The organism is Shewanella sp. KT0246, from assembly GCF_019654955.1.
GTDB lineage: Bacteria > Pseudomonadota > Gammaproteobacteria > Enterobacterales > Shewanellaceae > Shewanella > Shewanella goraebulensis.
In genome coordinates, this window is the sequence record NZ_BPEV01000003.1 from 31,824 (window position 1) to 57,460 (window position 25,637).

The following is a 25,637-nucleotide window of genomic DNA, read 5'->3' on the forward strand; positions in this document are numbered from 1 at the left end:
AAGTTCACAATAAATTATGTCTTAGGCTCATTCTATTGCCAGCCTGATCACTTATTCTGTTTGGTATAACTGCTACTGTGCTGTCATGGCAACATTTATCACTTTTAATATTTACCTCTTTTACGGTCTCGTATTTTTTGCGATTGGCTGCGTAGTGGTATTTCGTCATTTTAAATATAGCCAGTTGTCAATTTCTTCAACACTTTGGGCTTTAGCCTTGTTTGGTTTTTCTCATGCCTTCCATGAGTGGTCTGAACTTTATGTCATTTTGTTTCAGGATGATTTACCCGCTCAATACCAATATATTGTGCAATGGTTGAGGCTGATAAAATTATCCCTGTCTTTTGCTGGTTTAATGATCTTTGCTTGGTTGTTATTTCGAATTATTCCTAAACCTTATTCAAAGTTCGGTCAGCTACTTATTGGGTTAATAGTCATTACATACACACTGGTCATGCTGTTCTTTTACCAAGGAACATCAATACTTGCAGATACCTTTTCAGAAGTCGCCAGTTATACAAGAGTACTGCTAGGCTTTGGAAGCGCCACTCTCGCAGGTATTGGTATTGCAATTTACGGCTATCAATTACGTCAAGACAACCACGAATATGGGCAATATTTTATTGCTACTGGCTTTGGCTTATTTCTTTACGGTGTTCTTGCAGGACTTATTCCTACAAGTTTTCATTCAAGTGTACCCATATTTAGAACAATAGCAGCAGGCCTTGTGTTAGTGACTTTGTATAAAGCACTTAAAATTTTTGATATTGAAAAAGAAGCTGCCACAGAGGCGAAATTAAAACGCGCTATAGAAGCTGATAAATATAAAGCTATCGGTCATTTAGCAATGGGGGTAGCGCATGAAATTAATAACCCATTAGCTTCATCGATGTTGGCGCTAGATTTACTTGAAAGAAAAATGCCTCAGCCACAATCAGATTTATCTGATTACATCCAACGGGCTCGACTAGGTATTGATAGAGCATCAATCATTAGTAAAGAACTACTGACTTATGCTCGTTCAGATTTAACTGATACTCGTAAGGTTTTTATTTGTGATGTGATTACAGGTGCGAAACAGTTATTGAGCCACAAACTGTCAGGTTACTCGTTGTCGGTTCATTGTGATTCAAAAGCAGTGGTTATTGGCCAGAAAGTAAAATTAGAAGAGTTACTTATAAACTTGCTGAATAACGCGATGGACGCGAGCGGGCATTCTGGAAGCATCGATATTAGGGTCGTGGCTGACGAGTCTGGAGTCGTTATAGAAGTCAGAGACTATGGTGAAGGAATGGATGAATCTACGTTGAAAAGAGCGACTGAACTCTTTTATTCAACAAAGCCCATAGGTAAAGGAACCGGACTTGGCTTGGCCATTTGTGAGCAAATTGTGAATAACCACCATGGCTGGATGAAGTTTATGAGTGCTAAAGACGTCGGCACAAGAGTGCTAATAGAGTTTCCTTCAAGGAGTAACACCAATGATTAGAATACTGATTGCTGAAGACGATCATGAACTTCGTAGAAATATGGTGGATATTCTTGAGTTTGAAGGTTATCAAGTCACAGATGTCGACAGCGCTGAAGCTGCCATTATTGCCTGTGAGCAGCAAAGCTATGATATTGCGCTACTGGACTTAGTGATGTCAGGCATGACGGGTGTTGAGGCGATATCTAATTTACGTCAGTTAAATGCTTTTATGGCTGTTGTTATCGTGACAGCGTATGCCACTGTCGATACTGCAGTTGATGCGATGAAAAAAGGTGCCGATAGCGTTATAACCAAACCGTTTAATAGTGTGGAATTGGTCGTCACTATCAAGCGAAGTATTCAAGAAAAGCAATTGCTTAAAAGCACCAGTGATATTGATCCCGACAGTGTGTATTCAGCACTAGCAAACAGCCTAAGAAGAGAGACATTAAAGCAGCTTGGGAGCCATAAAAAACTTAAGTTTATGGATTTGTGTCGTTTGGTCGGAGTTGAAGATCATACTAAATTTAATTTTCATTTACGGCAGCTAAAAAAGGCGGGTTTGGTTACACAAAATGAGAACAAGGTCTACATTTTGACAAATACAGGTCAGTTTGTTCTACAAAATCACAACTTATCTTAACTGTTTATAAGTTAATAAATTCATAGTGTTAATTTATTTTTGATAATAAAAGTTCACAAGAATGATGTGCCTGTGAAATTCAGTTATCTATCCCTTTATGAGTATTAAGCGAATACTTCGCGTATGTCCAAAGAGACATATCAATTGCAGCTCTATGCGACGCAATCGAGATACCATTTAGAGGATGAATAATGAATACACATATTCCAAGTAAAACACTGTTGCTAGCAAGCATGGTTACCATGCTATGTGCTTGTGGTAGTGACGATTCAGATGATAAACCTGTCACACCACCCAATAATACTCCGCCAGTAGCAGAAAATGCACTGCGAATTACAGATGCTAACCGTACGTTGATCATTAATCCTATGCTACATGCCTCTGATGCAGATGAAGGGGATGTACTTAGTTTGGTATCTGCGATCGCGGATAAAGGAGAACTCAGCTTACTCGATGACAACTTGATTCAAATTAATCCTGAGTTTCAAGCGGGTGAGATTACTATTACCTATACCGTGACAGATGGCATTGATGAAGCCACTGCCGAAATCATCGTTACTGCTAACGAGGCGATGTATGTAGGTACTCAACGTTGTTTAGATTGTCATGGTGAAGGCAGTCCATTTAATGATATTTCTAGTCATCAACTTCATGGCCATAACTTTAAGATAAGTAAAATTGCTAATGATGAAACGCCTGCCTTCCCATACTCTAGTGTTGATGGTGCCATTGATAAACTGCTCGCTTCTTCTGAGTCAACTGATAATACGTTAGGTAAACCTGAATCCTATGCCGATGTCACATACACCTCAGGTGGTTTTGCTTGGAAGTATCGTTGGTTAGACAAAGATGGCTATATTCTAACTGGTAGTGAAGCACAATTTAATATTCATGCGGAGGACTTAGGGTTAGATGATCAAGTCATGGTCAACTATAACGGTGGCTCAGTTGATAAACCCTATACCTGTGGTAATTGTCATAACACAGGTTGGAAACCATATTCAGAAGGTTTATATGCGCAAAAGCAGGATGATTTACCAGGAGTACATGGCACATTCTTTGAGGCCGGGGTTCAATGTGAAGCTTGTCATGGTGCAGGTTTAACTCATTCAAATACTGGTAACCCAAGTGATATCGTTCGTAAAGCGACACCGCGAACAACCGCTTCATTAAAGTCTGACACTATGGGTTATGGTGAAGCCATGCACTGTGCTGAGTGTCATACCCGTGATGGCGACCGAAATGCAGGTAATGATTACACTAGTGGATTTAATAAAGCATTTCCTGAAGGCCCAGAGTTTGGTGCTAGAGTTGCTGTAAGAAGTGGCTTACCACGTCATCACCAAGGCCATGATGAGTTTATGGGAATAGATCCAGATAATGGTGACATTATGAGTGCTAAATATAATGCAGGTATGACTTGTAGTACCTGTCATGACAGCCATAAATCAGCTGTTTATCAAGATGAACCTGAGCACATGGGGGCGATAAAAATGGACTGTGCTACTTGTCATGCTGATAAAGTAGAAATGAATGCCGGACATGGCCCTGATGGTTACTTTGCTAAAGAGTGTATCGACTGTCATATGCCTGATGTAGTGAAAAATGCGGTGTCATTTACAAATGATCAAGGAAACAAAGTAGGCGACATTCGGATTCATACTTTCGCTATCGACTTGTATAACGAGAAAGGCCAATTCCAAGATGCTGAAGCTAAAGACACCTTTATGTACCCTTATCTTCAAGATGGTTTTGCATGTGGAGAGTGTCATACACAAGGTTCTAAGTTAGACAGTTTACAAAATAACTATGGTGGCAAAATGCATAAAAACTAGTTAGTTCATATCGCATTAACTTTACTATAGAACATGACTCCAACTCCCCGTAAAGCCCTACCCTGTAGGGCTTTTTTTGTTTTAGATATAGCTATTACTTCTATCTGCTATGCAGTTCATTTTATTAAAGGTATTCACTTGAGCTATGAGTAAACAGTTTGTGCTAAGGCTCTTGTTGCCATCATAGAACCACTATTGATGGTTACATCATGTGGTCGAGGTTTTAGTTTATTAGCTTAGAAGTGAAGGTTTAGCTTTAGGAGATAAGGTTGGGTAAGTACGATTTGATTCATTCAGCTTGTCGCTAATAGAGTGATAATAGGTTTAGGCTCTTGCTTAAGGTAGTTTACAGCGACTTCATTCTTGAGTGAAGTCGCCTCTATTTAGATATTTTCTGGTAGCTTTTCGCCGATAACTACCGGAAGTTCAATGGGTTTACCTTCACGAATAATAGTGATATTTACTTTGTTACCAGGAGTCGTTTCAGCGATTCTATCCATCAACATTTCAACGCCAGGTACGCTTTCTTCAGCATATTGAATAATTACATCTCGAGGGCGCAGTGTCGCTTTAGAAGCTGGACCATTAGGATCAACTCCTGTGACTAACACACCTTTAAGATCGGGCAGGTTTAAGATCTGCGCCATAACAGGGCTGAGCGGCTCACCCGAAATACCTAGGGCACCGCGGATAACGCGGCCATTAGTAATTAATTTACCCATAATGCTATGGGCAAGTTTGATTGGAATGGCAAAGTTAATTCCGTGACCACCACCTTCAGCACCAATTTGGAAAGCTGCGGTATTAATACCAATAAGCTCTCCACCTGTATCAATTAAGGCGCCGCCTGAGTTACCCGCATTAATAGCAGCATCGGTTTGTAAAAAGTCGAGATAACCTGAACTTAAACCATTACGGCCTGTAGCACTAATGATGCCTTGGGTAATGGTTTGGCCTAAATTATATGGGTTGCCAATCGCTAACACGACATCACCTACTTGGGCTGGGTTATTTAGGTTTATTGGTACAATAGGGACATTATCCCCATCAATCTCGATTTTAAGTACGGCTAAATCGGTGATTTGATCTGAACCGACAACTTCTGAGGTAAACTTTCTACCATCTTGCAAAGCGATAACAATTTCATCAGCTTTTTTGATCACATGGTAGTTGGTTAAAATGTAGCCCTCTTTACTCATAATAACCCCAGAGCCAAGGCCTTGAAGTGAGCTTGAGTTAAGTGGAGAATTTTGATCTAAACTAAGACTGTAAATATTCACAACAGCAGGTGCTGCTCGTCTAACAGCACTAGCAAATGACAACTCGTTGTTATGTTGAGTGGTAGTGAGGCTATTATTGAAACTATTGTTGTTAGTGATTGAATTAACGAATAAGAATGCCGCAGCCATCACCAAACCAAATACCACAGCCTTACTTAGATAGAGAATAGTGTCTTTGAGATTCATGGGTCGACTACATTAGGAAAGTTAATCAAATATATTATCATGATTAAAAAAATTAAGCATCGTGGCTACACACCACGATGCTTAATTACAGTTTGATAACTAGAGGGTTATTAGCGTGTTATCTCAGTACTAAGTACATCAGTTTGTTATCACGCAACACCTTTAACGCCACAGCGCCCTGTGGGTTCTTAAGTGCTTCTTTTAATGTTTTTAGACTTTTCACTTTACTGCGGTTTAAACCGACGATTAAATCGCCTTTCTCAAGTCCATTTCTTGCTGCTGGAGAACCCTGAGCAACGTCAGTAATTTCGATTCCTTTACGGGTATCGTTAAGCTTCGCACCTTCAAGCATTGGATGAAGCGCATCGTCACCTGCGCCGCTACTAGAGGTTGATTCCCCCAATACTACGTTAGCGGTCTCTTCATCACCGTCACGGATGATGCCTATTTTAACTTTTGCTCCAGCGCCCATCGTGGCAACTTTTGCTCTGAGCTCTTGGAAGTTTTTAATCTTTTTACCATTAACGCTTACAATAATGTCGCCAGCTTCGATACCTGCTTTATCTGCAGCGCTATCTGGCATGACTTCACTGATAAAGCCACCGTGTTGGGTTTCTAAACCAAATGCCTTTGCGAGTTCATTATCTAAATCACGTCCAGTTACTCCTAATACACCGCGTTTAACTTCACCGTGCTCAATAATTTGATTAATCAGGTTATTGACCATATTGGCAGGAATAGCAAAACCAATCCCGACGTTACCGCCACTTGGAGCAACGATTGCAGTATTGATACCTATAAGCTCACCATTTAAATTAACGAGTGCGCCACCAGAATTACCACTATTAATCGCAGCGTCGGTTTGAATAAAGTTTTCCAGCATTTCAATGCCAAGGCCGCTGCGACCTAGTGCACTAACAATTCCTGAAGTTACGGTTTGTCCAAGGCCAAATGGGTTGCCAATAGCCACAGCAAAGTCACCCACTCGAATATCATCTGAGTTAGTTTGTTTAATTGCCGTCAGGTTTTTTGCTTCGATTTGTAATAAAGCAATATCAGATTCAGGATCAGAACCAATCAATTTGGCTTCGATTTCACGGCCGTCATGTAAGCCAATCTTGATTTCGTCAGCACCATTAATGACGTGATTATTGGTAACGATATACCCTTCTTTAGCGTCAATAATCACCCCTGATCCTAAACCGCGAAATGGACGCTCTTGCACTTGCTCTTGCGGTGCATTGGGACCAAAAAAATACTTAAATACGTCTGGGATTTGTTGCTTAGAAACTTGGGTGCCACTCACTGCTACTGACACGACTGCAGGAGTGGTTCTTTCAAGCATAGGTGCAAGGCTTGGTAATGCTTGCCCGTCAACAGCATGGGGAATAGCTGCTTGAGATAAAGCCGGCATTAAAGAGAGTGAGGCTGATAAAATAGCTGCTGAGAGTAATGTTAATTTTGGTTTCATTAATTCTTGCTCCTTGAAAATTAACTCATATCTCTGGCAATACGCTTGAACGGCCGCCTTAGATGAGATTAATCAAATAAACTTACACTAAATATATAACCTCGGAGTCGATGAAGTTTCAATAAGTTCAGCGTTTATTAACAAAGGTTAATTTTTTGTGGTTATAAGCGTTACCTCTATTGTAGCTGCATGCTATGATTGCATCGAATTTTCAGCAGTATAAGAGAGTCGAATCCGTGTCGCAGTTAAGCCCTTGGCAGCATTATCAACAAGATTTAACCCGTGATGGTTTTTCTCACGACTTGGCTCAAGAGCAAGCAGTAAAATCACTACAACGTGTATATGAAGAAATCATAGCTGCTGATATTCAGCCTACTGGTTTTAACAAATTTCTTGGCGCGGTAGGCTTTAAAAAATCGACATCGACAGTGCAAGGTTTGTATTTGTGGGGCGGAGTAGGGCGCGGTAAAACCTATCTCATGGACACCTTTTATGATGCGCTGCCTACAGATAAAAAATTACGTGCCCACTTTCATCGTTTTATGCATCAACTGCATCATGACCTCGGGGAAATGGAAGGGGTTCAAGACCCTTTAATCAGTATTGCTAAGAAAATGGCACAGCAATATAAAATTATCTGTTTTGATGAGTTTTTTGTCTCTGATATCACTGATGCGATGTTACTGGGTACCTTGTTCCAGTACTTATTTAAAGAAGGCGTTGCTTTAGTCGCGACTTCAAACATCATCCCTGACGATTTATATAAAAATGGTCTACAGCGAGCCCGTTTTTTACCTGCCATTAAATTAATCAATGAAAACTGTGAAATTCTAAATGTCGATTCAGGCATTGATTATCGTTTGCGCACACTTGAGCAAGCCGAGATTTATCATTTTCCTTTAGATGAACAGGCAGATACTAATCTACTGACTTACTTTGGCCAATTAGCGCCAGAGTCAGAGGTATTAACCAGCTCTATTGAGATAGAAGGGCGTGAAATCGGCATTCGTCAGCAATCTCAAGGGGTATTGTTAGCTAATTTTAGGGATCTATGCGATGGGCCGCGCTCACAACGTGACTATATGGAAGTGGCTAGGTTATACCACACTGTATTAGTTAGCGGGCTTGAACAAATGGGGTCTTCTACTACAGGTGATGATATTGCGAGACGTTTTCTGGCAATGGTTGATGAGTTTTACGAGCGTAACGTTAAACTGATTATCTCAGCCGAAGTATCGCTGGAAGATATATATACCGATGGTTTATTAAATTTTGAATTCAGGCGTTGTCGTTCAAGGTTGATTGAAATGCAGTCCCATGATTATTTAACCTTAGAGCATTTACCTTAAAGGATGGGCTTAACGTCCTTATAAAAAACGCTTGTACATATATAAGGTAGATATAACGCTTGGTAAATTAAGCTGAATATTTTCTAATCAACTTGTACTTATATATGAGTCTAAAATCAGCGATAAATAAACAAATCACCCGCAGAGGTGATTTTTTTATAATAATGAAAAAATTAGGTGATTTTTAACTCAGCTTTGTCTATAATCCGCCACCTGCCCTCGTTACTCCACCGAATTTGGGTGGACGATTTAAACCAATTTCAGCTCGAAGGGGCTTTGAAATGGTCATTGTGTTGATTGCATGTGCAGTCAGCATTGAGACAGAATTTTAAACATTGGGTTTTTGTAAAATGAAGACTACATTTACTGCTACACCAGAAACAGTCACACGTGACTGGTTCGTCGTTGACGCCGAAGGTAAGACTTTAGGTCGTATCGCTACTGAAATTGCTACTCGTTTACGCGGTAAGCATAAGCCAGAGTATACTCCTCATGTTGATACTGGCGACTACATCATCGTTATTAACGCTGAAAAAGTTGCTGTGACTGGTAACAAAGCTAAAGGCAAAGTTTACTACTCACATTCAGGTTTCATCGGTGGTATTAAGCAGATTACTTTTGAGAAGCTGCAAGATCATAAGCCTGAAATGATTATCGAGAAAGCAGTTAAAGGTATGTTGCCAAAAGGTCCTTTGGGCCGTGCTATGTTCCGTAAACTTAAAGTTTACGCTGGCACTGAACATAACCATGCTGCACAACAACCTCAAGTTCTTGATATCTAATACGGGAGTAAGCTAATGTCTGCAACTCAGTACTACGGCACTGGCCGTCGTAAAACATCAACTGCTCGCGTATTCGCTAAAGCAGGTAGTGGCCAAATCGTTGTTAACCAACGTCCACTTGATGTATATTTTGGTCGTGAAACTGCTCGTATGGTTGTTCGTCAACCACTAGAGCTTGTTGAAATGACTGACAAACTTGACATCTATGTAACTGTTAAAGGCGGTGGAACCACTGGCCAAGCAGGTGCAATTCGTCACGGTATTACTCGTGCATTGCTTCAGTTAGACGAAGCTCTACGTCCTTCTTTACGCGGCGCTGGTTTCGTTACCCGTGATGCTCGTAAAGTTGAGCGTAAGAAAGTTGGTCTACGTAAAGCACGTCGTAAGCCACAATTCTCAAAACGTTAATTCGTTTTCAGAGTTCAAAAAACCCAGCTATATGCTGGGTTTTTTATTGCCTTTTTTTTATCAAATACAGCTATGATACAAAATGATAACGGTGTTGTTTTTGTTGGGTGGCATCATTGTTCTGTTGTTGAGCTAATACAAAATTGTGGGATGAATGATGAATTTTCAAGTATTGATGTTTGCTATTGGTTTGGTTTTGGTTTTAGAAGGTGTTGGACCGTTATTATTTCCCGAGCAATGGAAAAAATATTTAGCTGATATTTCTACGCAAAATAAGAATGTTCTCAGGAGGTTAGGTGGATCTTTGGTGTCTGCGGGCGTAGTACTATTAATAATTTTCGCATAAAATACTTGCAATATACCCCCAAAAATCTGTTAAAATTCGCCTTTATACCGCAACCTTGCAGCAGACGATGGGCAAAAACGTAGTAGTACTCGGCACTCAATGGGGTGACGAAGGAAAAGGTAAGATTGTCGACCTTCTAACAGAACAGGCAAAATATGTAGTTCGTTACCAAGGCGGCCACAATGCTGGTCATACTCTTGTTATCGACGGCGATAAAACAGTACTTCATTTGATTCCATCAGGGATCTTACGCGACAATGTGAAATGCATTATCGGTAATGGTGTAGTGCTCGCTCCCGATGCTTTGATGAAAGAGATCAACATGCTTAAAGAGCGTGGTGTTCCTGTCGAAGAGCGTCTTCTTATTTCAGAAGCATGTCCTCTAATTCTACCTTTCCATTGTGCTCTTGATGTAGCTCGCGAAAAAGCGCGCGGCAATCAAGCTATCGGTACAACGGGTCGTGGTATTGGTCCAGCTTATGAAGATAAAATTTCTCGTCGTGGTCTTCGCGTAGGTGATTTGTTCAATGCTGAACTTTTCGCTGTTAAGCTTAAAGAAGTGATGAAATATCACAACTTCATGCTTACTGAATACTATGACTGTGAAGCAGTTGATTATCAAAAGACACTTGAAGATGCGTTAGCAATTGCTGATTATCTTAAGAGCATGTGTACTGATGTTACTGAATTACTTGATACTGCCCGTAAAGCGGGTGAGCCTATCTTGTTTGAAGGTGCTCAAGGTACATTACTTGATATCGACCATGGTACATACCCATATGTGACTTCATCAAATACTACAGCAGGTGGCGTAGCTACTGGTTCTGGTTTTGGTCCTCGTCACTTGGATTATGTGTTAGGTATCATGAAAGCTTACACCACTCGCGTAGGTGCAGGTCCATTCCCAACTGAACTTGAGAATGAGATTGGTGACTACTTAGGTCATAAAGGCCAAGAGTTTGGTGCTACCACTGGTCGTAAACGTCGTCCAGGTTGGTTGGATGCTGTGGCAATGCGCCGTGCAGTTCAAATCAACAGTGTAAGCGGCTTCTGTCTAACCAAACTTGACGTTCTAGATGGCCTAGAAGAAGTTAAGATTTGTGTTGGTTACCAGTACCCAGATGGGACTGTTGAAACAGTCACTCCTTTGGCGGCTGAAGGTTACGAGCAGGTAACACCTGTTTTCGAAACTATGCCAGGTTGGAGCGAGACGACATTCGGTGCGACGTCAATTGAGCAACTGCCACAAGCAGCGCTAAATTACATTAAACGCATTGAAGAGTTACTTGAAGCTCCTGTTGATGTTATTTCAACGGGTCCTGACAGAAACGAAACAATCGTATTAGTTAATCCATTTAACTAACACAATTAAGGCCGCTAACTTAGCGGCCTTTTTATTGTGTAGTTAAACCGTTTTCAGATTGAAAATTTAAATCGAACATTCACTGCTTTCCTCCAGTTACCTTCGTCATTTTTCTCCTATCTAATACGTATGCCAGCATTTTCTATTGTGTTGATTAATTGCAGTTTGTGCAGTTAATACTCAAGAATTGAGCTATAATGCCGATGCATTGAGTAACTAAAGTGTCATTGAGAATCGTTATGCTGCGTTTAAGTTTATTAGTATTGTGCTTTATCCCCTATGTTGCTGTAGCTGAAATGGCTTCAGTAGACATTTATAATGATGAGCAGTTACTTAAATTGATCCGAACGAATCAATATTTACAACAAGTTAAAACCGATGACTGCCAGCTAGTGCAAGATATCGAAGCAAGAGCTGAAGTGTTAAAGCAGCCCATGTATCAGTTTTTATGGGGTGAAATGCTTAACCATGGTGTTTGTGTGCCTCAGCACGCATCAAGAGGCATGAAACAAGTACAAATTGCTGCAGAGCAAGGTAGCGCCGAGGCGATGCTAAAACTGGCCGAATATTACTACCACGGCAATTTGGTGGTCAAAGATAAGAATCGTGCAGTGCAGTATGTGATGCCTGCTGCTGCTAATGGTGATGTACCGGCGCGATTAATGTTAGTTCGTCTTTTTGGCGAAGGTTATGGTAGCCCTGTAGATTACAAATTAGGTTACCATTGGTTATATAACAGCGTATTTAATGATGAAGCAACACAGAAAAAAGCGACTTCATTATTGCAGAAATTAGCCGCTAAGATGCCCGCAAGTATTGTCGCGCGAGCACAACAGCCGCAGCTGCACTAAGCGCTAATACTCCGACATTGGAGTAAATTATTTGGAAATTGAATGATCAACGATCCTCATTTTGAGAGAGAGCAAGACAAGTACGAAAACCCAATCCCTAGCCGTGAATATATCTTAGAGTATTTACGCGCTCAGAAATCACCTGTCACCAGAGAACACATTGCAACAGCATTAAAAATGGTCGATGAAGATCATCTTGAGGCGTTAAGAAGACGTTTGCGTGCAATGGAACGTGATGGACAACTGGTTTATACCCGCGGCCATAGCTATGGCTTACCTGAAAAGATGGATTTACTTTCAGGTAGCGTGATTGGTCACCGTGACGGATTCGGATTTTTTAAATCTGACGAAGGTGGTGACGATTTATTTATCAATAACCGTGATATGCAGATGTATTTTCATGGAGACAAAGTCTTAGCACAAAAAGCGGGCTCAGATCGTCGTGGTCGTCGTGAAGCGCGTATTGTCAGATTAGTGCAGCAACGAGCAGCCCCATTAGTTGGCCGCTATCATGTTGATGCGGGTATGGCTTTTGTCATTGCTGACGATAGACGTATTACCCAAGAAATATTAATTGCGAAAGAAGATGCTAATGGCGCTCGCGCTGGTGATGTGGTGGTGGTTGAGTTAACTCGTAGGCCTGGCCGTTTTGTTAAGGCTGCCGCTAAAGTGACAGAAGTGCTTGGTAAAACAATGGCACCTGGCATGGAAATCGAAATTGCACTTCGCAATTACGATTTACCGCATAAATGGTCTTCAGTGATTGAGAAAAAACTTAAACGTATACCTGATGAAGTACCCGAGTCAGATAAGCAAGGCCGAGTAGATTTAAGGCACTTACCTTTGGTAACCATTGATGGCGAAGATGCCCGAGATTTTGATGACGCTGTATATGCAGAAACAAAACCAAGTGGTGGCTGGCGTTTATGGGTGGCTATTGCTGATGTGAGCCATTATGTTCGCACCGATTCTGCTTTAGATGAAGAAGCGCGCGCTCGAGGTAACTCGGTGTACTTTCCATCGCAAGTTATCCCAATGCTGCCTGAGAAAATTTCGAACGGCTTATGTTCGTTAAACCCGCATGTTGACCGTTTATGTATGGTGGCGGAAATGACGATTTCAGCAGCGGGTAAATTATCTGGTTATAAGTTTTACCCTGCGGTGATGCATTCACATGCTAGGTTTACCTATACCCAAGTCGCAGCAATGCTTGAAGGTGGCGAAATCGCTGCTGAACATGAAAACTTATTTCCGCATCTTCAATGTTTACAATCTTTGTATTTAACTTTGAACGAGCGCCGAGCCGAGCGTGGTGCAATTGCATTTGAAACTGTTGAAACACAGTTCATTTTTAATGAGCAGCGAAAGATTGAAGCTATTGTGCCAAGAAGTCGTAATCAAGCCCATAAAATCATTGAAGAGTGCATGATTTTAGCAAACGTAGCTTCGGCTAAATTTGTTAAAAAGCATAAAGGTGAAGTGCTGTATCGAGTTCATGAAGCCCCATCAGAAACCAAACTAGCTAACTTTAAAGAGTTTTTAGCTGAACGTGGTTTATCAATGAATGGCGGTGATGAACCGACTCCATCAGACTACCAAGATGTCATGCTGAAAATTGCTGACAGACCTGATGCAGAGCTGATTCAAATCATGTTGCTGCGTTCAATGCGTCAAGCGGTTTATAGCCCTGATGATGATGGTCACTTTGGTTTAGCATTAACCGAGTATTCGCATTTCACATCGCCAATTCGCCGCTATCCTGACTTGGTATTGCACCGTGTGATCCGCTATTTATTAGCAGCGCAAGAGGGCAATATTAAGGATAAATGGACCCCAGAAGGTGGTTATCACTACGACCTTGAAGAGTTGGATAAGTTAGGCGAAGAGTGTTCAACTACTGAGCGCCGCGCCGATGAAGCCACTCGTGATGTAGCAGACTGGCTTAAATGTGAATACATGCAAGATCATGTTGGTGACGACTTTGAAGCCGTTATTGCCTCTGTTACCAGCTTTGGTTTGTTTGTGAGATTAAAAGATCTTTACATCGATGGCTTAGTACACATTTCAAGTCTAGTCAGTGACTACTATCAATTTGACCCGATGCGTCAGCGTTTGATTGGTGAAAACACTAAGAATATTTATCAAGTTGGTGACGAAGTTAGCGTTAAAGTTGCTGCGGTTAATTTGGACGATCGTCAAATAGATCTTATTATGCTGGGCGATCACGGTAAGAGTCGTAAAAAGCCGAATCGTAAGCCTTTGACTGCTCGTGAACGAGCTAATCTTGAAGGCGCCAAAGCAGGTGCAAGCAAGTCTGGTGATAAGAATCAATCAAGTGGTGATAGTAAAGATGAAAAAGGCGGTGCTAATTCAGGCTTAAAACGCTCAGCTGCTAAGCGTGGCTCTAGTAGTAAAAAGCCTCGCTCAAAAACCAGTGCTAAGAAAAAGAGCACGAGTAAGTCATCTAAAAAACCAGTAAAAAGTTCAGCAGCAACTGCTGCAAACAAACCATCTAAAGCAAAGCGTAAGAGAAAATAAGTAAATGAAAAAACAAGATATCATTTTTGGCATCCATGCTGTTGAAGCTTTGCTACGAAATTCACCTGAGCGTGTGATTGAGTTATGGGTAGTACAGGGGCGTGAAGATGAACGTGTATTGCCATTAATCAATACTGCCAACCAATACGGCGTTTCAGTGCAGCGCTCAGGCCGTAAAGTTCTTGATGACAAATCAGCAAGTAGCCAACATCAAGGTATTGTGGCACGAGTGAAACCAGCCAAAGTACTGACTGAAAATGATTTAGACGTCTTGCTTGAAAAAACAGAGCAGCCGTTTCTGCTTATTCTTGATGGCGTGACAGATCCCCATAATTTAGGCGCATGCTTACGTAATGCTGATGCCGCAGGTGTTCAAGGGATTATCGTACCAAAAGATAACTCTGTTGGATTAACCGCAACTGTTAGTAAAGTTGCTTGCGGCGCTGCAGAAAGCATTCCATTGTTTCAAGTAACAAACCTTGCACGTACTATGCGTCACATTCAGCAAAAAGGTGTGTGGATAATTGGTGCAGCGGGTGAAGCTGATTGTGAGCTATATCAGGCAGACTTAAAAGGGCCACTTGCGATAGCAATGGGCGCAGAAGACAAAGGTTTACGCCGTTTAACCCGCGAAAGCTGCGATTCAATCGTATCTATCCCAATGGCAGGTAGTGTTTCAAGTTTAAACGTATCAGTTGCGACTGGTATTTGTTTGTTCGAAGCGGTTCGTCAGCGCCAGGTTAAAGCCTAAAGTGTAATGCGATATTAAATAGGTATTTTATCTATATTAAAAACGGGCCTAGAGCCCGTTTTTTGTTTTATGAGGTTTGAAAACTAATGATTACTGGAAGGTATAAAGTAAATTAAAGGTAGTAATCGTATCGGTTTTAAAACTGTCCTCTGGCACTACGGCGGTATACTTAACATTAACGCCAATTTTAAATGCCCAATCTTGCAAGAAGGTATTTTTGTAGCTTAAATCCAATGTCAGGGTGTTGTTGTCTTCACCGACTTCAGAGGTTAAGTCCGCATTTAGTGTAGTGTATTCTTGCAGCTTGACGGAATACTTGGCAGCTGTACGTAGGATGATATCTTGGTTAGCGTCAGGGTTTAAATCTGAGTCCGTCGCTTTCGGTAAGTCATAACGATAACCGGGGCCGACTTCCAAACTGAGCTTAGTTTGGTAGTTAGAAATGATATCGAAACCATAACCAGTAGATAAAGTAGATAATTTGGTATAACTACCAAAGTCATCCCAAGTGAATTCCCCACGGCCAAAAATGTAGCCACTTTCAAGCTTGTAACTAGACTGAGCATAGACATCGTACTTTTCAGCGGTTGTCGACTCATCATCAGCGGCATAGTAAACCTTAAAGGTAAACTCTTGCACTGCTTTGTCGGTATCGTACTTTAAATATGTACGGCCATTGAAGTTTTGCGATTGGTTGTTACCGGTATTGAGTTGCATACCAGCTTCAATTTCAGCATTAAAGTCACTTGGAGGCTCTTTGTAGTCTGGTGGCACTAATGCCCATGCAGAAGATGAGGCGAGCAAAGTAGAAGTAAAAATGATGACTTTTTTCATTACGCTTTTCTATGAATTGTTATGAGGAACGCCTGAAATACGGATGAAGCGACATAATACCTGTATTCGAGTTTGCTGCAAAGCAAAGCATCATTAAATCCCTTGGTGTAAGCCTTAAGGCGTTCACTTTTATAGTGTATTTTTGCGCTGTTAATTTAAAAGGCATATGAAGAGTCAGGGGATTAATAACTAATAAGCTTGTGGGTAAAGTATTACTTGAGTTTGGTGTTGTGTTTATGTACTATGTCGCGCTCAAATCAGTCATTTAATTTCGTTCCTTGCCTCCAACTTGGTCTGACTGAGCCACACGTGAGGCTAATTAACCGTAAGGAGCAATAAATGCGTCATTATGAAATCGTATTTATGGTTCACCCAGATCAAAGTGAACAAGTCCCAGGTATGATCGAGCGTTACAGCAGTCTAATCACTGATGCTAACGGTACTATCAGCCGTCTAGAAGATTGGGGTCGTCGTCAATTGGCTTACCCAATTCAAGACCTACATAAAGCTCACTATGTTCTTATGAACGTAGAAGCAACTGCAGAGTCTATCGAAGAGTTAGAAACAGCTTTCCGTTTCAATGACGCTGTTCTGCGTAACATGGTAATGCGCACTAAAACTGCTGTTACTGAAGCTTCTCCAATGGCTAAAGCAAAAGATGAGCGTGATTCACGTCGTGCTCCTACTGCTGCACCAGCTGCTGAAAAAGAAGTTGAAGCAAGCGCTGAAGAATCTGCTGAATAATTAATCTGTGGTTAATCACTTAGTATTGTCGGGAACGATAACTCGTTCTAAGCGGTTTGATAGTCCGAGCGGGATTCCACATAAGGTAATCACGTTAGAGCACAAAGCGCAGCGATATGAAGGCCAGATGTTGAGAAACGTTTATTGCCTCATCCAAGTCATATTAAGTGGCCAACGTTTTAATAGCGTTACAGAAGAATTAAAAGCAGGCGTGCAGGTCCAAGTTGAAGGGTTTATCTCTATGCAGCAAGGACGAAATGGCCAAAATAAATTGGTTATGCATGCCGAAAATGTCGAATTGAAAACTTAGGAGACTGTCAACATGGCACGTTATTTCCGTCGTCGCAAGTTCTGTCGTTTCACCTCTGAAGGTGTTGCAGAAATTGATTACAAAGATATCGTTACTTTAAAAAACTACGTAACAGAAAGCGGTAAGATTGTTCCTAGCCGTATCACTGGTACTAGTGCTAAATATCAACGCCAACTAGCTCGCGCGATTAAGCGTGCTCGTTATCTTTCTCTACTGCCATACACTGATTTACATCAGTAATCGCAGTATTAATCAGAGGAATTAGATAATGAACGTTATTCTGCTTGATAAAATCGCTAACCTTGGAAACCTAGGTGACCAAGTTTCAGTTAAAGCCGGTTACGCACGTAACTTCCTTTTGCCACAAGGCAAAGCTGTTGTTGCTAATGACGAAAACGTTAAAGTTTTCGAAGCACGTCGCGCTGAATTAGAAGCTAAATTAGCTGCTGAATTAGGTGTTTGTGCTGCACGAGCTGAAAAGCTTGCTGCATTAGACGCAGTTGTTATCGCTTCTAAAGCTGGTGACGAAGGTAAACTATTCGGTTCAGTTGGTACTCGCGACATCGCTGATGCAGTTACTGCTGCTGGCGTTGAGCTTGCTAAAGCTGAAGTACGTCTACCTTTAGGTGCTTTACGCACTTTAGGTGACTTCGAAGTTGAAGTTCAGCTTCACACTGAAGTTAAAGCTGTTGTTAAAGTTTCTGTTGTTGCAGAAGACTAATAGCAAATTGCTTTAAAGAAAACACCGCCAATTGGCGGTGTTTTTTTATGCCTGAAATTTATGTCTGGTATTAAAGATTCAAACATAAAAAAGCCCCGATTAACCACTTAATCGAGGCTGTTGAACTGTGTATTAGCGAGTTATTAGTTTCTTACTAAATCCAACTCTTGGATTAAATTATCTGCATGGTCTACTTTATCCATCATCCACAGAATGTAGCGGAAGTCGACATGAACTGCACGGGTAATGGTTGGATTAAAGAACCAGTCTTTGGTAATTGCTTCGTAAGTTGAGTCGAAATTCAAACCAACCAATTCACCTTTTCCATTAAATACTGGAGAGCCAGAGTTACCGCCAGTCGTGTCTACGCTTGATAAAAAATTAACTGGTACAGAGTTAAACTCTTCAGGTTTGTCTAAGCATGAGAATAAGCTGCAAATCCATGAGCGTGGGTCTTGATAAACAGAAGCAACCGTATGTTTGCCATAGTCTTTAGTCGCGATAGCATCTAACAGCTTCTTAGGGGCATTATATGGTTCTTCACCCGTATGCTTACCTACAATTCCTTCAAGGCGAGTGAATGGTTGTTTGTAAAGCGCATCACGAGATTGATATCCATCTACCATGCCGTAAGTAATGCGTAAGGTGCGGTTAGCGTCCGGGTATACAGGCCAGTCGTTTGCTTTGTAATAAGCAATAATGGCTTTCATATACTCTGGACGCGCTGTTGAAAGCTGTCCTTTTAAAGATTTTTCCGTTTTCTCTTGCGCCATATTGGTATCGTGCAGGGCAACGGCTAAACGAATAAACGGATCTGAACTGGTTTCAAATGCTTGGGCATCTTTATCCATCCAAGCTAAACGCTGTTCTTTATCGGTTAGGTTGGTTAACGCATAATACCCATCAAGTTTTGCAGATAAAGCCTCAGCGTCTGAAATTTTATTGAGTGCTTCATCTAAAATAGCCACTCGCTGATTTTGCGCCATGTAAGCATTCAAGTCTTGAAGCCACAAGGTTTTATCCACTGATACATCAAAGCTGCGCTCTAAGCGTTTAAGGTTAGCCGCAAACATCTTCATGTCGCGTTCTTGGAAACCTTGCTCACGTTTAGCGTCAGGTAATTGCTTCTCTTTAGCTAAGCGATACAGTTTTTTCGCAGCAGAAAGTAGCGAACTAGATTGGGCGTTATTAAAAAAGTAATCCGTTTGAATTTGATTTTGCTGCTTAGCAAGTAGCGCTTCAAGTTCAGTGATTAAGTTTTGATTCGCTTGAGTATCTTTTTTAAGCCAAGCTAAGAAATCATTCTCGCGTGCTTGTTTGATACCCACAATGTCAGTGGCTTTAAAACCGTCTAATAATCCATTGAGCTTTTTCATGCGGTTAGCCATTGACGCTAAGCTGCCAGCATATTTAATCGCAATAGTATTATTGTCGGCGGCCATTTGATTGATGGTGTCGATTTGCAGTTGGTAGCGTTTGGCGTAAGTTGGGTACATCCAATCACTGGCAAACTCTAATTCACTGGTGAGACGATAACGGCTTGTTGAACCAGGGTAGCCTGCGGCAAATACACCGTCGCCAGCTTTAACACCATCGGCATTAATTTTTAAGTAACTTTTAGGCTCGAAAGGGACATTATCTTCAGCGTATCCAGCAGGTTTTCCATCTTTGCCAACATAAGCGCGTAGGAAGGTAAAATCGCCTGAATGACGTGGATATTCATAATTATCAATATCACCACCAAAAGCACCTACGCTTTCTGGTGGTGCATACACTAAACGTACATCACGAATAATAAGCTGCTTAATTAAGTAATACTCTAAACCGTTGTGAAAGCTACTCACTGAACAGCGGTAGTTGTCATCGGTTTCACATTCTTTAATTAATGCTTTGCGATTCGATTGGATATCTTCATAACGTGCCAATGGTTCTTCGCTTAAATTGGCATTAACGCTTTTAGTTACATCAGTAACAGCTTCAGTGATGTATAATCGCTCGTTAGGGCCGGCTGAAGGTTCTTCAGCTTTGGTATTAGCAAGAAAGCCTTCTTCTAGGTAATTATGCTCAGTTTTGCTGTTATATTGTATTGCTCGATAGGCACAATGATGATTGGTAACAACTAGCCCTTGGGGCGAAACGAAACTGGCGGTACAATAGCCGAGACCGACAACAGCATTCATTGGATATTGGGTTAAGTCTGCAAGTTGTTTTGCAGGAATTTCGATGCCGCGTTGTGCTAATTTATCTGCGATAGAAGGCATTTGATAGGGTTGCCATTGGCCTTCATCGGCTTGGGCTAGCCCGGAAGACAGCACAAGGGCTGCAACGAGTGCAATACGCATGTTCTTTCCTTAAATATTATTATTGTTAGTCCGCATCAGCGGTTAATGTTGCGCCATTTGTTGCGCAACATGTTTGCATGACCACGTGTTATACCATATTTTACAAACAGGTTGGGAATTGGGAGTTTTAATGTCACAAAAAGGTGTTTTTAAGGCAAAGGAAAGGTTAAAAGACGCTCAAGTCGATGCGCTTAAATTACCGCCTCATTCTATTGAAGCTGAGCAATCTGTTTTAGGTGGCTTGATGCTTGATGCTGAAGCTTGGGACAGAGTTTCTGAAGCTATCGTGGCAGATGACTTCTATTCTCGTTCACACCGAATGATTTATGCCGCCATGAGCCGTTTAGTCGAAACGGGGCAACCGATCGATTTGATCACCGTATCTGAACGCTTAGAAGTTGAAGATCAGCTTGAAGATGCCGGTGGATTTGCTTATTTAGGGGAAATTGCTAAAAACACCCCAAGCGCGGGTAACATTTTATCTTATGCCGACATTGTACGTGAGCGCGCTGTTGTTCGCGACATGATTGGTGTGGCACATGAAATTGCCGATGCAGGTTATAACCCTGAAGGGCGAAACTCGGGTGACTTACTCGATTTAGCCGAAACCAAAGTGTTTAAAATTGCTGAATCCCGTGCCAATGCCAACGAAGGCCCTGAAGGAATTAAATCAATTCTCGAAAAAACCGTCGATAAAATCGAGCAGTTATATAATAACCCTCATAACGGTGTTACTGGGGTATCCAGCGGATTTAGTGATTTAGATAAAATGACTGCAGGTTTTCAGTCTGGCGATTTAGTCATTGTGGCCGCTCGTCCATCAATGGGTAAAACCACCTTTGCGATGAACTTGTGTGAACAAGCCGCCATGAATGAAGACAAGCCAGTGCTTATTTTCAGCTTGGAGATGCCGTCAGAACAAATCATGATGCGTATGCTGGCCTCTCTTGGCCGAGTGGATCAAACTAAGATCCGTACGGGTCAATTAGATGATGAAGATTGGGCGCGTGTTTCATCGACTATGGGTATTATGCTTGAACAAGGCAAGATGTACATTGATGATGGCTCAGGATTAACCCCGACGGAAGTTCGAAGTCGTGCTCGACGTATTGCGCGTGAGTATGGTGGTTTGTCTATGATTATGATCGATTACTTGCAGTTAATGCAGGTACCATCGTTAAAAGATAACCGTACCTTAGAAATTGCAGAAATTTCACGCTCACTTAAATCGTTAGCTAAAGAGCTAGAAATCCCAGTTATCGCATTGTCACAGCTTAACCGATCGCTAGAGCAACGTGCTGATAAACGTCCTGTTAACTCGGATTTGCGTGAATCTGGTTCGATTGAGCAAGATGCCGATTTGATCATGTTTATTTATCGTGATGAAGTGTATAACGATGATTCTGAACAAAAAGGTGTGGCAGAGATTATTATTGGTAAACAGCGTAACGGCCCAATTGGTCGTGTGCCGTTAACCTTCCAGGGGCAATTCTCTCGCTTTGATAATTATTCTGGTACGCAAATATTTGATGAAGATTAATCCTGCTTCACAAAGCTAAAATGCGTCAGTAAGTTGCTATGATCAAAACAAGCCTCTGTTGTTAAAACAGAGGCTCATTTTTTAGTCTTTCAGGTGATACTACCTGAGTTAGTTTGCCAAATAAGGTCAATTATTTGAAACCATTTCCCCGTGCTGAAATTAGTCGTCAAGCCCTGCAAGATAACCTTACAAGGCTTAGAGAGATTGCACCTAATAGTAAAGTGATGGCTGTGGTTAAAGCTAATGGTTACGGCCATGGTTTACTCAATGTAGCTCAATGTGTGGACAATGCCGACGGGTTTGGATTAGCAAGACTAGAAGAAGCATTACAGCTCCGTGAAGGCGGAGTGACGGCAAAGTTATTGCTACTTGAAGGCTGTTTTCGTCAATCTGATTTACCTTTGTTGGTACAACATCAAATCGATACTGTCGTCCATCATGAGTCTCAGCTCGAAATGCTTGAGCTGTCTAATTTAACTGCGCCAATCACTGTTTGGCTTAAAGTCGATTCAGGTATGCATCGACTGGGCTTTGGGATTGAGCAATTCCAAAATGTCTATCAACGTTTAAAATCATGTCCGAATGTAAAGCAGCCTATTCATTTAATGACTCACTTTGCTTGTGCTGATGAACCTGACAATAGCCTTACTCTGCAGCAGATGGATGCTTTTAATCAACTGATTGAAGATCTTCCTGGCGATCGTACTTTAGCTAACTCTGCGGGTACATTGTTTTGGCCTCAAAGCCAATGTGACTGGATAAGGCCGGGTATTGCACTTTATGGTGTTTCGCCTGTTTATGGAGATAAAGGCACTCATCACGGTTTAGTTCCTGCAATGGAGTTAGTATCTAATTTAATTGCCGTACGCGAACACAAGGCGGGTCAAAGCGTTGGGTATGGGGCGCATTGGACTGCAACAAAAGATACTAAGCTTGGTGTCGTGGCTATTGGTTATGGTGATGGTTACCCGCGCAATGCACCAGAAGGCACACCAGTTTGGTTAAATGGACGTCGAGTTCCTGTAGTTGGTCGTGTGTCGATGGATATGTTAACTGTCGATTTAGGCGCTCAAGCTACAGACAAAGTGGGCGATCTCGTTCAGCTATGGGGCAAAGCATTAGCGGTAGAAGAAGTAGCAGAACACATAGGTACAATTGCCTATGAGTTGGTGACTAAGCTAACCCCAAGAGTAGTCGTCGATCTACAAGAATGACATTGTCATTTGCTAAGAAATGTTAAAAGGAACCTTAGGTGCAGTTGTATAAATCAGTCGTAATGATTTATTGCGTGTTATTCAGTTTAGACAGTCTTGCTCAGACAAATACCATTCAACAAATTGCTACAGAAGGCACTGCTGTTTCAGTAGAACTGCCAGTGGAAGAATCGGCAGATCCAAGCCAAAAGCTATCAGGCGATAATACTGATGAAGCCGATTCGAAAGCGATGCCACAATATGATGCCGAATTTGTTGCCGTACCCATTGTTTTTTCAACGGAAACGCTGAGTACTACTTTTGGCGGCGCTGGCTTGATTAAACATGCTGGCCAGGCTCAAGCCGTGGCGCTAGGGATAGGGCTATATTCGGCGAATGATAGCTGGTTAACCTACGCAGGCTTTTATAATTATCAACTCCCTACATTAGATCAATGGCTGTTTAGTGCTGAATTATTTCGTGGTCATTATGAGCAAGGGATTTATTATTTACCTCAGTCAGTAAAGGATCAACAAACTGACCGAATTATCAGTGTCGGTGACGAAGGCTTTTCAAAACTGCATATCAAATATGTACTGCCAATTGGCGGCGGTGCCAATGGCGCTGCAGCATCACTTGCTCGCAAGAAAAATGCAGTTAACTGGAACCCATTAGAGTCCGGTGTAACCTCTGTGACGCTTACGCCATTTAATAAATACCGTGAATTAGAAGCGTTAGACTACTTGCCAGACGAAGCTAGGGGCTTTGAGTTTGCGCTTGATTGGGATAATCGAGACTCTGCCAATAATACGACTCAAGGTGGTCAGACGAATCTGACATTAACCCGCGGAAGTGAAATTAACGATGACCCCAATTGGTTCATGTGGGAATTCGAGCAAAGTGCATTTTTATCTTTAGGTAGTAATGCATGGTTTGAAGAGCAAGTATTAGCAGCAAATGTTTATATAGCTGATACCCCTAGCTGGGATAGTTTTGATGGTGACGCCCAAGATTATAAGCGTCCGCCAAGCTTTGCGGGGGTATCTCTAGGTGGCTTTGATCGTTTAAGAGGTTATGACTCGAAGCAGTTTACTGGCCGAAGCGCAGTTAATTACGCCTTAGAGTACCGTGTTACCCCTCGCTGGCAGCCATTACAAAATCTGCCAGTATTCAATCTCTATGATGTACCTTGGTGGCAATGGGCATTATTGCTCGAGGCTGGTAATGTCAGTGATGAGTTTAGTATGAGTGCTTTGCATCAAGACATGAAAACCTCATATGGCGCTAGTGTACGCTTTGAAGTTGAAGATATCGTTATTCGTGGTGACTTTGTCACAGGCGGCGATGAAAGTCAGTTTTGGGTGATGGTTAATCAACCTTTTTAACCTGTTTTGTTTTTCCGCTGAAGATTAGAAATTAATCATAAACAATATTTATTAAAAGCTGCATAGTGATATAATGTGCGGCTGCAATTTTGACTGGCAATTTTAATTAATTGTCAGTGCAAGTTAAGTTCATTAAGTCGCTGATTATCATCGATAAGGTAAATTTTTTTGGCTTCAACAACACTGAATAGAGCGCTTTCCATCGCCCCAATGCTTGATTGGACTGATAGACATTATCGCTATTTTGCGAGATTAATGTCGGCAAATACTGTGCTGTATACCGAAATGGTCACCACAGGTGCAATTATTCATGGGCAAGGCGATTATCTAGCTTATAACCAAGAAGAGCATCCTGTCGCGCTTCAATTGGGCGGTTCAAATCCAAAAGACTTAGCTATGTGCGCCAAGTTAGCGTTTGAGCGCGGCTATGATGAGATTAACCTCAATGTGGGTTGTCCATCTGATCGAGTGCAAAATGGCCGTTTTGGTGCCTGTTTAATGGGCGAGCCACAACTTGTGGCTGAGTGTGTTGATGCGATGAAGCAAGTTGCTGATATCCCTGTAACGGTTAAAACTCGAATCGGTATCGATGAGCAAGACAGTTATCAATTTTTAACGGATTTTGTTGATACGGTAAAAGCAGTTGGCTGTGATACCTTTATTGTGCATGCCAGAAAAGCGTGGCTTCAAGGGTTAAGCCCGAAAGAGAACCGTGAAATACCTGAGCTTAATTATGAGCGTGTGTACCAGTTAAAGCGTGATTATGCCGATTTGAATATCAGTATTAACGGCGGTGTAAAAACCTTAGAAGATTCGTTAACGCACCTAGAGCAAATAGATGGTGTGATGATTGGGCGTGAGGCTTACCAGAATCCATATCTGTTAGCGAAAGTGGATCAATTGATATATAAGGAAGACAAGCCCGTTATCACTCGTGAGCAAGTGATTGAGCAAATGATGCCGTATATTGAACTACATTTAAAAGACGGTGGCAGACTAAACCATATAACTCGTCACATGATTGGATTATTCCAAGGATTACCAGGTTCAAGAGGTTGGCGTAGACATTTAAGTGAGAACGCCCATAAAGCTGGAGCGGGTGTTTCAGTTATTTGGGATGCGGTTGCGAGAATGGAGCAGAGTCGCCCGCCAGCTGATGTCACTTTTTACCCCAATAATAATGTTTAATTAATTAAACTAACGTGGTCTAACAGTGTAACGATACTAATTACTGGATGATTTTTTAGTTTTAAAAAGCGCCTTTTGATGGCGCTTTTTTTGTGGGTTTTATTTG

At 41.6% G+C, this 25,637-nt stretch carries 23 protein-coding genes; 19 read left to right on the forward strand and 4 right to left on the reverse strand.

Annotated features, from left to right (window positions below; translation table 11 throughout):
• The first annotated feature begins 85 nt into the window (after positions 1-85).
• From K5Q58_RS02205 to K5Q58_RS02215, 3 genes are all read left to right on the forward strand, one after another.
• Positions 86-1,489 (forward strand): sensor histidine kinase, encoded by a 1,404-nt coding sequence (locus tag K5Q58_RS02205; RefSeq protein ID WP_220752106.1) that lies wholly within the window; start codon positions 86-88, stop codon positions 1,487-1,489.
• The gene (locus tag K5Q58_RS02210; RefSeq protein ID WP_220752107.1) at positions 1,482-2,114 is read left to right on the forward strand and encodes a response regulator; all 633 of its coding nucleotides are present in this window, start codon (positions 1,482-1,484) and stop codon (positions 2,112-2,114) included. The genes K5Q58_RS02205 and K5Q58_RS02210 overlap by 8 nt, the downstream gene beginning before the upstream one ends.
• Positions 2,115-2,305: 191 nt before the next feature.
• Positions 2,306-3,949, forward strand: coding sequence for an Ig-like domain-containing protein (locus K5Q58_RS02215; protein WP_220752108.1), 1,644 nt, complete (start codon positions 2,306-2,308; stop codon positions 3,947-3,949).
• 383 nt (positions 3,950-4,332) lie between these two features.
• On the opposite strand, the gene degS is transcribed toward K5Q58_RS02215, so the two are convergent.
• The gene (degS, locus tag K5Q58_RS02220; RefSeq protein WP_220752110.1) at positions 4,333-5,415 is read right to left on the reverse strand and encodes an outer membrane-stress sensor serine endopeptidase DegS; all 1,083 of its coding nucleotides are present in this window, start codon (positions 5,413-5,415) and stop codon (positions 4,333-4,335) included.
• A 118-nt stretch (positions 5,416-5,533) separates the two neighbouring features.
• Positions 5,534-6,886 (reverse strand): DegQ family serine endoprotease, encoded by a 1,353-nt coding sequence (locus K5Q58_RS02225; protein ID WP_220752111.1) that lies wholly within the window; start codon positions 6,884-6,886, stop codon positions 5,534-5,536.
• 236 nt (positions 6,887-7,122) lie between these two features.
• Between K5Q58_RS02225 and zapE the strand changes: the two genes are divergently transcribed.
• The 8 genes from zapE to rlmB all read left to right on the forward strand — a co-directional run bounded on the left by zapE (position 7,123) and on the right by rlmB (position 15,274).
• On the forward strand, positions 7,123-8,235 hold the full coding sequence (zapE, locus tag K5Q58_RS02230) for a cell division protein ZapE (RefSeq protein ID WP_220752113.1): 1,113 nt from the start codon (positions 7,123-7,125) through the stop codon (positions 8,233-8,235).
• 350 nt (positions 8,236-8,585) lie between these two features.
• On the forward strand, positions 8,586-9,017 hold the full coding sequence (rplM, locus tag K5Q58_RS02235) for a 50S ribosomal protein L13 (RefSeq protein ID WP_055023464.1): 432 nt from the start codon (positions 8,586-8,588) through the stop codon (positions 9,015-9,017).
• A gap of 15 nt (positions 9,018-9,032) precedes the next feature.
• Entirely contained in the window at positions 9,033-9,425 is a 393-nt protein-coding gene (rpsI, locus tag K5Q58_RS02240) for a 30S ribosomal protein S9 (RefSeq protein ID WP_102528011.1), read from the forward strand.
• Between the two features lie 157 nt (positions 9,426-9,582).
• Entirely contained in the window at positions 9,583-9,771 is a 189-nt protein-coding gene (locus K5Q58_RS02245; protein ID WP_220752114.1) for a DUF2065 family protein, read from the forward strand.
• Positions 9,772-9,838: 67 nt separating this feature from the next.
• Complete coding sequence (locus K5Q58_RS02250; RefSeq protein ID WP_220752116.1) at positions 9,839-11,134, forward strand: adenylosuccinate synthase; 1,296 nt, start codon at positions 9,839-9,841, stop codon at positions 11,132-11,134.
• Positions 11,135-11,373: 239 nt separating this feature from the next.
• Positions 11,374-11,985 (forward strand): tetratricopeptide repeat protein, encoded by a 612-nt coding sequence (locus K5Q58_RS02255; RefSeq protein ID WP_220752118.1) that lies wholly within the window; start codon positions 11,374-11,376, stop codon positions 11,983-11,985.
• A gap of 42 nt (positions 11,986-12,027) precedes the next feature.
• A complete protein-coding gene (rnr, locus tag K5Q58_RS02260) occupies positions 12,028-14,523 on the forward strand; it encodes a ribonuclease R (protein ID WP_220752120.1) in 2,496 nt (831 codons plus the stop codon).
• A gap of 4 nt (positions 14,524-14,527) precedes the next feature.
• Positions 14,528-15,274 (forward strand): 23S rRNA (guanosine(2251)-2'-O)-methyltransferase RlmB, encoded by a 747-nt coding sequence (gene rlmB, locus K5Q58_RS02265; protein ID WP_220752122.1) that lies wholly within the window; start codon positions 14,528-14,530, stop codon positions 15,272-15,274.
• Positions 15,275-15,364: 90 nt separating this feature from the next.
• Here the strand turns inward: rlmB and K5Q58_RS02270 are convergent, their stop codons facing one another.
• A complete protein-coding gene (locus K5Q58_RS02270; RefSeq protein WP_220752124.1) occupies positions 15,365-16,108 on the reverse strand; it encodes a YdiY family protein in 744 nt (247 codons plus the stop codon).
• 339 nt (positions 16,109-16,447) lie between these two features.
• On the opposite strand from K5Q58_RS02270, the gene rpsF reads away from it, so the two are divergent.
• From rpsF to rplI, 4 genes are read left to right on the forward strand one after another with little or no spacing between them, the layout of a single operon-like run.
• Positions 16,448-16,852 carry a 30S ribosomal protein S6 gene (gene rpsF, locus K5Q58_RS02275; protein ID WP_220752126.1) on the forward strand — a complete coding sequence of 135 codons (405 nt, stop codon included), beginning with the start codon at positions 16,448-16,450 and terminating at the stop codon, positions 16,850-16,852.
• Positions 16,853-16,859: 7 nt separating this feature from the next.
• Positions 16,860-17,162: a primosomal replication protein N gene (gene priB / locus K5Q58_RS02280; protein ID WP_102528004.1), complete on the forward strand. Its 303-nt coding sequence runs from the start codon at positions 16,860-16,862 to the stop codon at positions 17,160-17,162.
• A 12-nt stretch (positions 17,163-17,174) separates the two neighbouring features.
• The gene (rpsR, locus tag K5Q58_RS02285) at positions 17,175-17,402 is read left to right on the forward strand and encodes a 30S ribosomal protein S18 (RefSeq protein WP_055023454.1); all 228 of its coding nucleotides are present in this window, start codon (positions 17,175-17,177) and stop codon (positions 17,400-17,402) included.
• 28 nt (positions 17,403-17,430) lie between these two features.
• Positions 17,431-17,883, forward strand: coding sequence for a 50S ribosomal protein L9 (gene rplI / locus K5Q58_RS02290; RefSeq protein WP_220752128.1), 453 nt, complete (start codon positions 17,431-17,433; stop codon positions 17,881-17,883).
• A gap of 143 nt (positions 17,884-18,026) precedes the next feature.
• On the opposite strand, the gene K5Q58_RS02295 is transcribed toward rplI, so the two are convergent.
• Positions 18,027-20,225: a S46 family peptidase gene (locus K5Q58_RS02295; protein WP_220752131.1), complete on the reverse strand. Its 2,199-nt coding sequence runs from the start codon at positions 20,223-20,225 to the stop codon at positions 18,027-18,029.
• A gap of 130 nt (positions 20,226-20,355) precedes the next feature.
• Between K5Q58_RS02295 and dnaB the strand changes: the two genes are divergently transcribed.
• From dnaB to dusA, 4 genes are all read left to right on the forward strand, one after another.
• Positions 20,356-21,765 (forward strand): replicative DNA helicase, encoded by a 1,410-nt coding sequence (dnaB, locus tag K5Q58_RS02300; protein ID WP_220752133.1) that lies wholly within the window; start codon positions 20,356-20,358, stop codon positions 21,763-21,765.
• Positions 21,766-21,899: 134 nt separating this feature from the next.
• Positions 21,900-22,979, forward strand: coding sequence for an alanine racemase (gene alr, locus K5Q58_RS02305; protein WP_220752135.1), 1,080 nt, complete (start codon positions 21,900-21,902; stop codon positions 22,977-22,979).
• Between the two features lie 38 nt (positions 22,980-23,017).
• Complete coding sequence (locus tag K5Q58_RS02310) at positions 23,018-24,343, forward strand: outer membrane protein assembly factor (protein ID WP_220752137.1); 1,326 nt, start codon at positions 23,018-23,020, stop codon at positions 24,341-24,343.
• Between the two features lie 168 nt (positions 24,344-24,511).
• On the forward strand, positions 24,512-25,531 hold the full coding sequence (dusA, locus tag K5Q58_RS02315; RefSeq protein WP_220752139.1) for a tRNA dihydrouridine(20/20a) synthase DusA: 1,020 nt from the start codon (positions 24,512-24,514) through the stop codon (positions 25,529-25,531).
• Positions 25,532-25,637 lie beyond the last annotated feature (106 nt).

Excerpts from the sequence above, each read along its gene's own strand:
- K5Q58_RS02205 (WP_220752106.1), top strand. The coding sequence starts at position 86 with ATGGCAACATTTATCACTTTTAATATTTACCTCTTTTACGGTCTCGTA.
- K5Q58_RS02210 (WP_220752107.1), top strand. The coding sequence starts at position 1,482 with ATGATTAGAATACTGATTGCTGAAGACGATCATGAACTTCGTAGAAAT.
- K5Q58_RS02215 (WP_220752108.1), top strand. The coding sequence starts at position 2,306 with ATGAATACACATATTCCAAGTAAAACACTGTTGCTAGCAAGCATGGTT.
- degS (WP_220752110.1), bottom strand. The coding sequence starts at position 5,415 with ATGAATCTCAAAGACACTATTCTCTATCTAAGTAAGGCTGTGGTATTT.
- K5Q58_RS02225 (WP_220752111.1), bottom strand. The coding sequence starts at position 6,886 with ATGAAACCAAAATTAACATTACTCTCAGCAGCTATTTTATCAGCCTCA.
- rplM (WP_055023464.1), top strand. The coding sequence starts at position 8,586 with ATGAAGACTACATTTACTGCTACACCAGAAACAGTCACACGTGACTGG.
- rpsI (WP_102528011.1), top strand. The coding sequence starts at position 9,033 with ATGTCTGCAACTCAGTACTACGGCACTGGCCGTCGTAAAACATCAACT.
- K5Q58_RS02245 (WP_220752114.1), top strand. The coding sequence starts at position 9,583 with ATGAATTTTCAAGTATTGATGTTTGCTATTGGTTTGGTTTTGGTTTTA.
- K5Q58_RS02250 (WP_220752116.1), top strand. The coding sequence starts at position 9,839 with ATGGGCAAAAACGTAGTAGTACTCGGCACTCAATGGGGTGACGAAGGA.
- K5Q58_RS02255 (WP_220752118.1), top strand. The coding sequence starts at position 11,374 with ATGCTGCGTTTAAGTTTATTAGTATTGTGCTTTATCCCCTATGTTGCT.
- rnr (WP_220752120.1), top strand. The coding sequence starts at position 12,028 with ATGATCAACGATCCTCATTTTGAGAGAGAGCAAGACAAGTACGAAAAC.
- rlmB (WP_220752122.1), top strand. The coding sequence starts at position 14,528 with ATGAAAAAACAAGATATCATTTTTGGCATCCATGCTGTTGAAGCTTTG.
- K5Q58_RS02270 (WP_220752124.1), bottom strand. The coding sequence starts at position 16,108 with ATGAAAAAAGTCATCATTTTTACTTCTACTTTGCTCGCCTCATCTTCT.
- rpsF (WP_220752126.1), top strand. The coding sequence starts at position 16,448 with ATGCGTCATTATGAAATCGTATTTATGGTTCACCCAGATCAAAGTGAA.
- rpsR (WP_055023454.1), top strand. The coding sequence starts at position 17,175 with ATGGCACGTTATTTCCGTCGTCGCAAGTTCTGTCGTTTCACCTCTGAA.
- rplI (WP_220752128.1), top strand. The coding sequence starts at position 17,431 with ATGAACGTTATTCTGCTTGATAAAATCGCTAACCTTGGAAACCTAGGT.
- K5Q58_RS02295 (WP_220752131.1), bottom strand. The coding sequence starts at position 20,225 with ATGCGTATTGCACTCGTTGCAGCCCTTGTGCTGTCTTCCGGGCTAGCC.
- dnaB (WP_220752133.1), top strand. The coding sequence starts at position 20,356 with ATGTCACAAAAAGGTGTTTTTAAGGCAAAGGAAAGGTTAAAAGACGCT.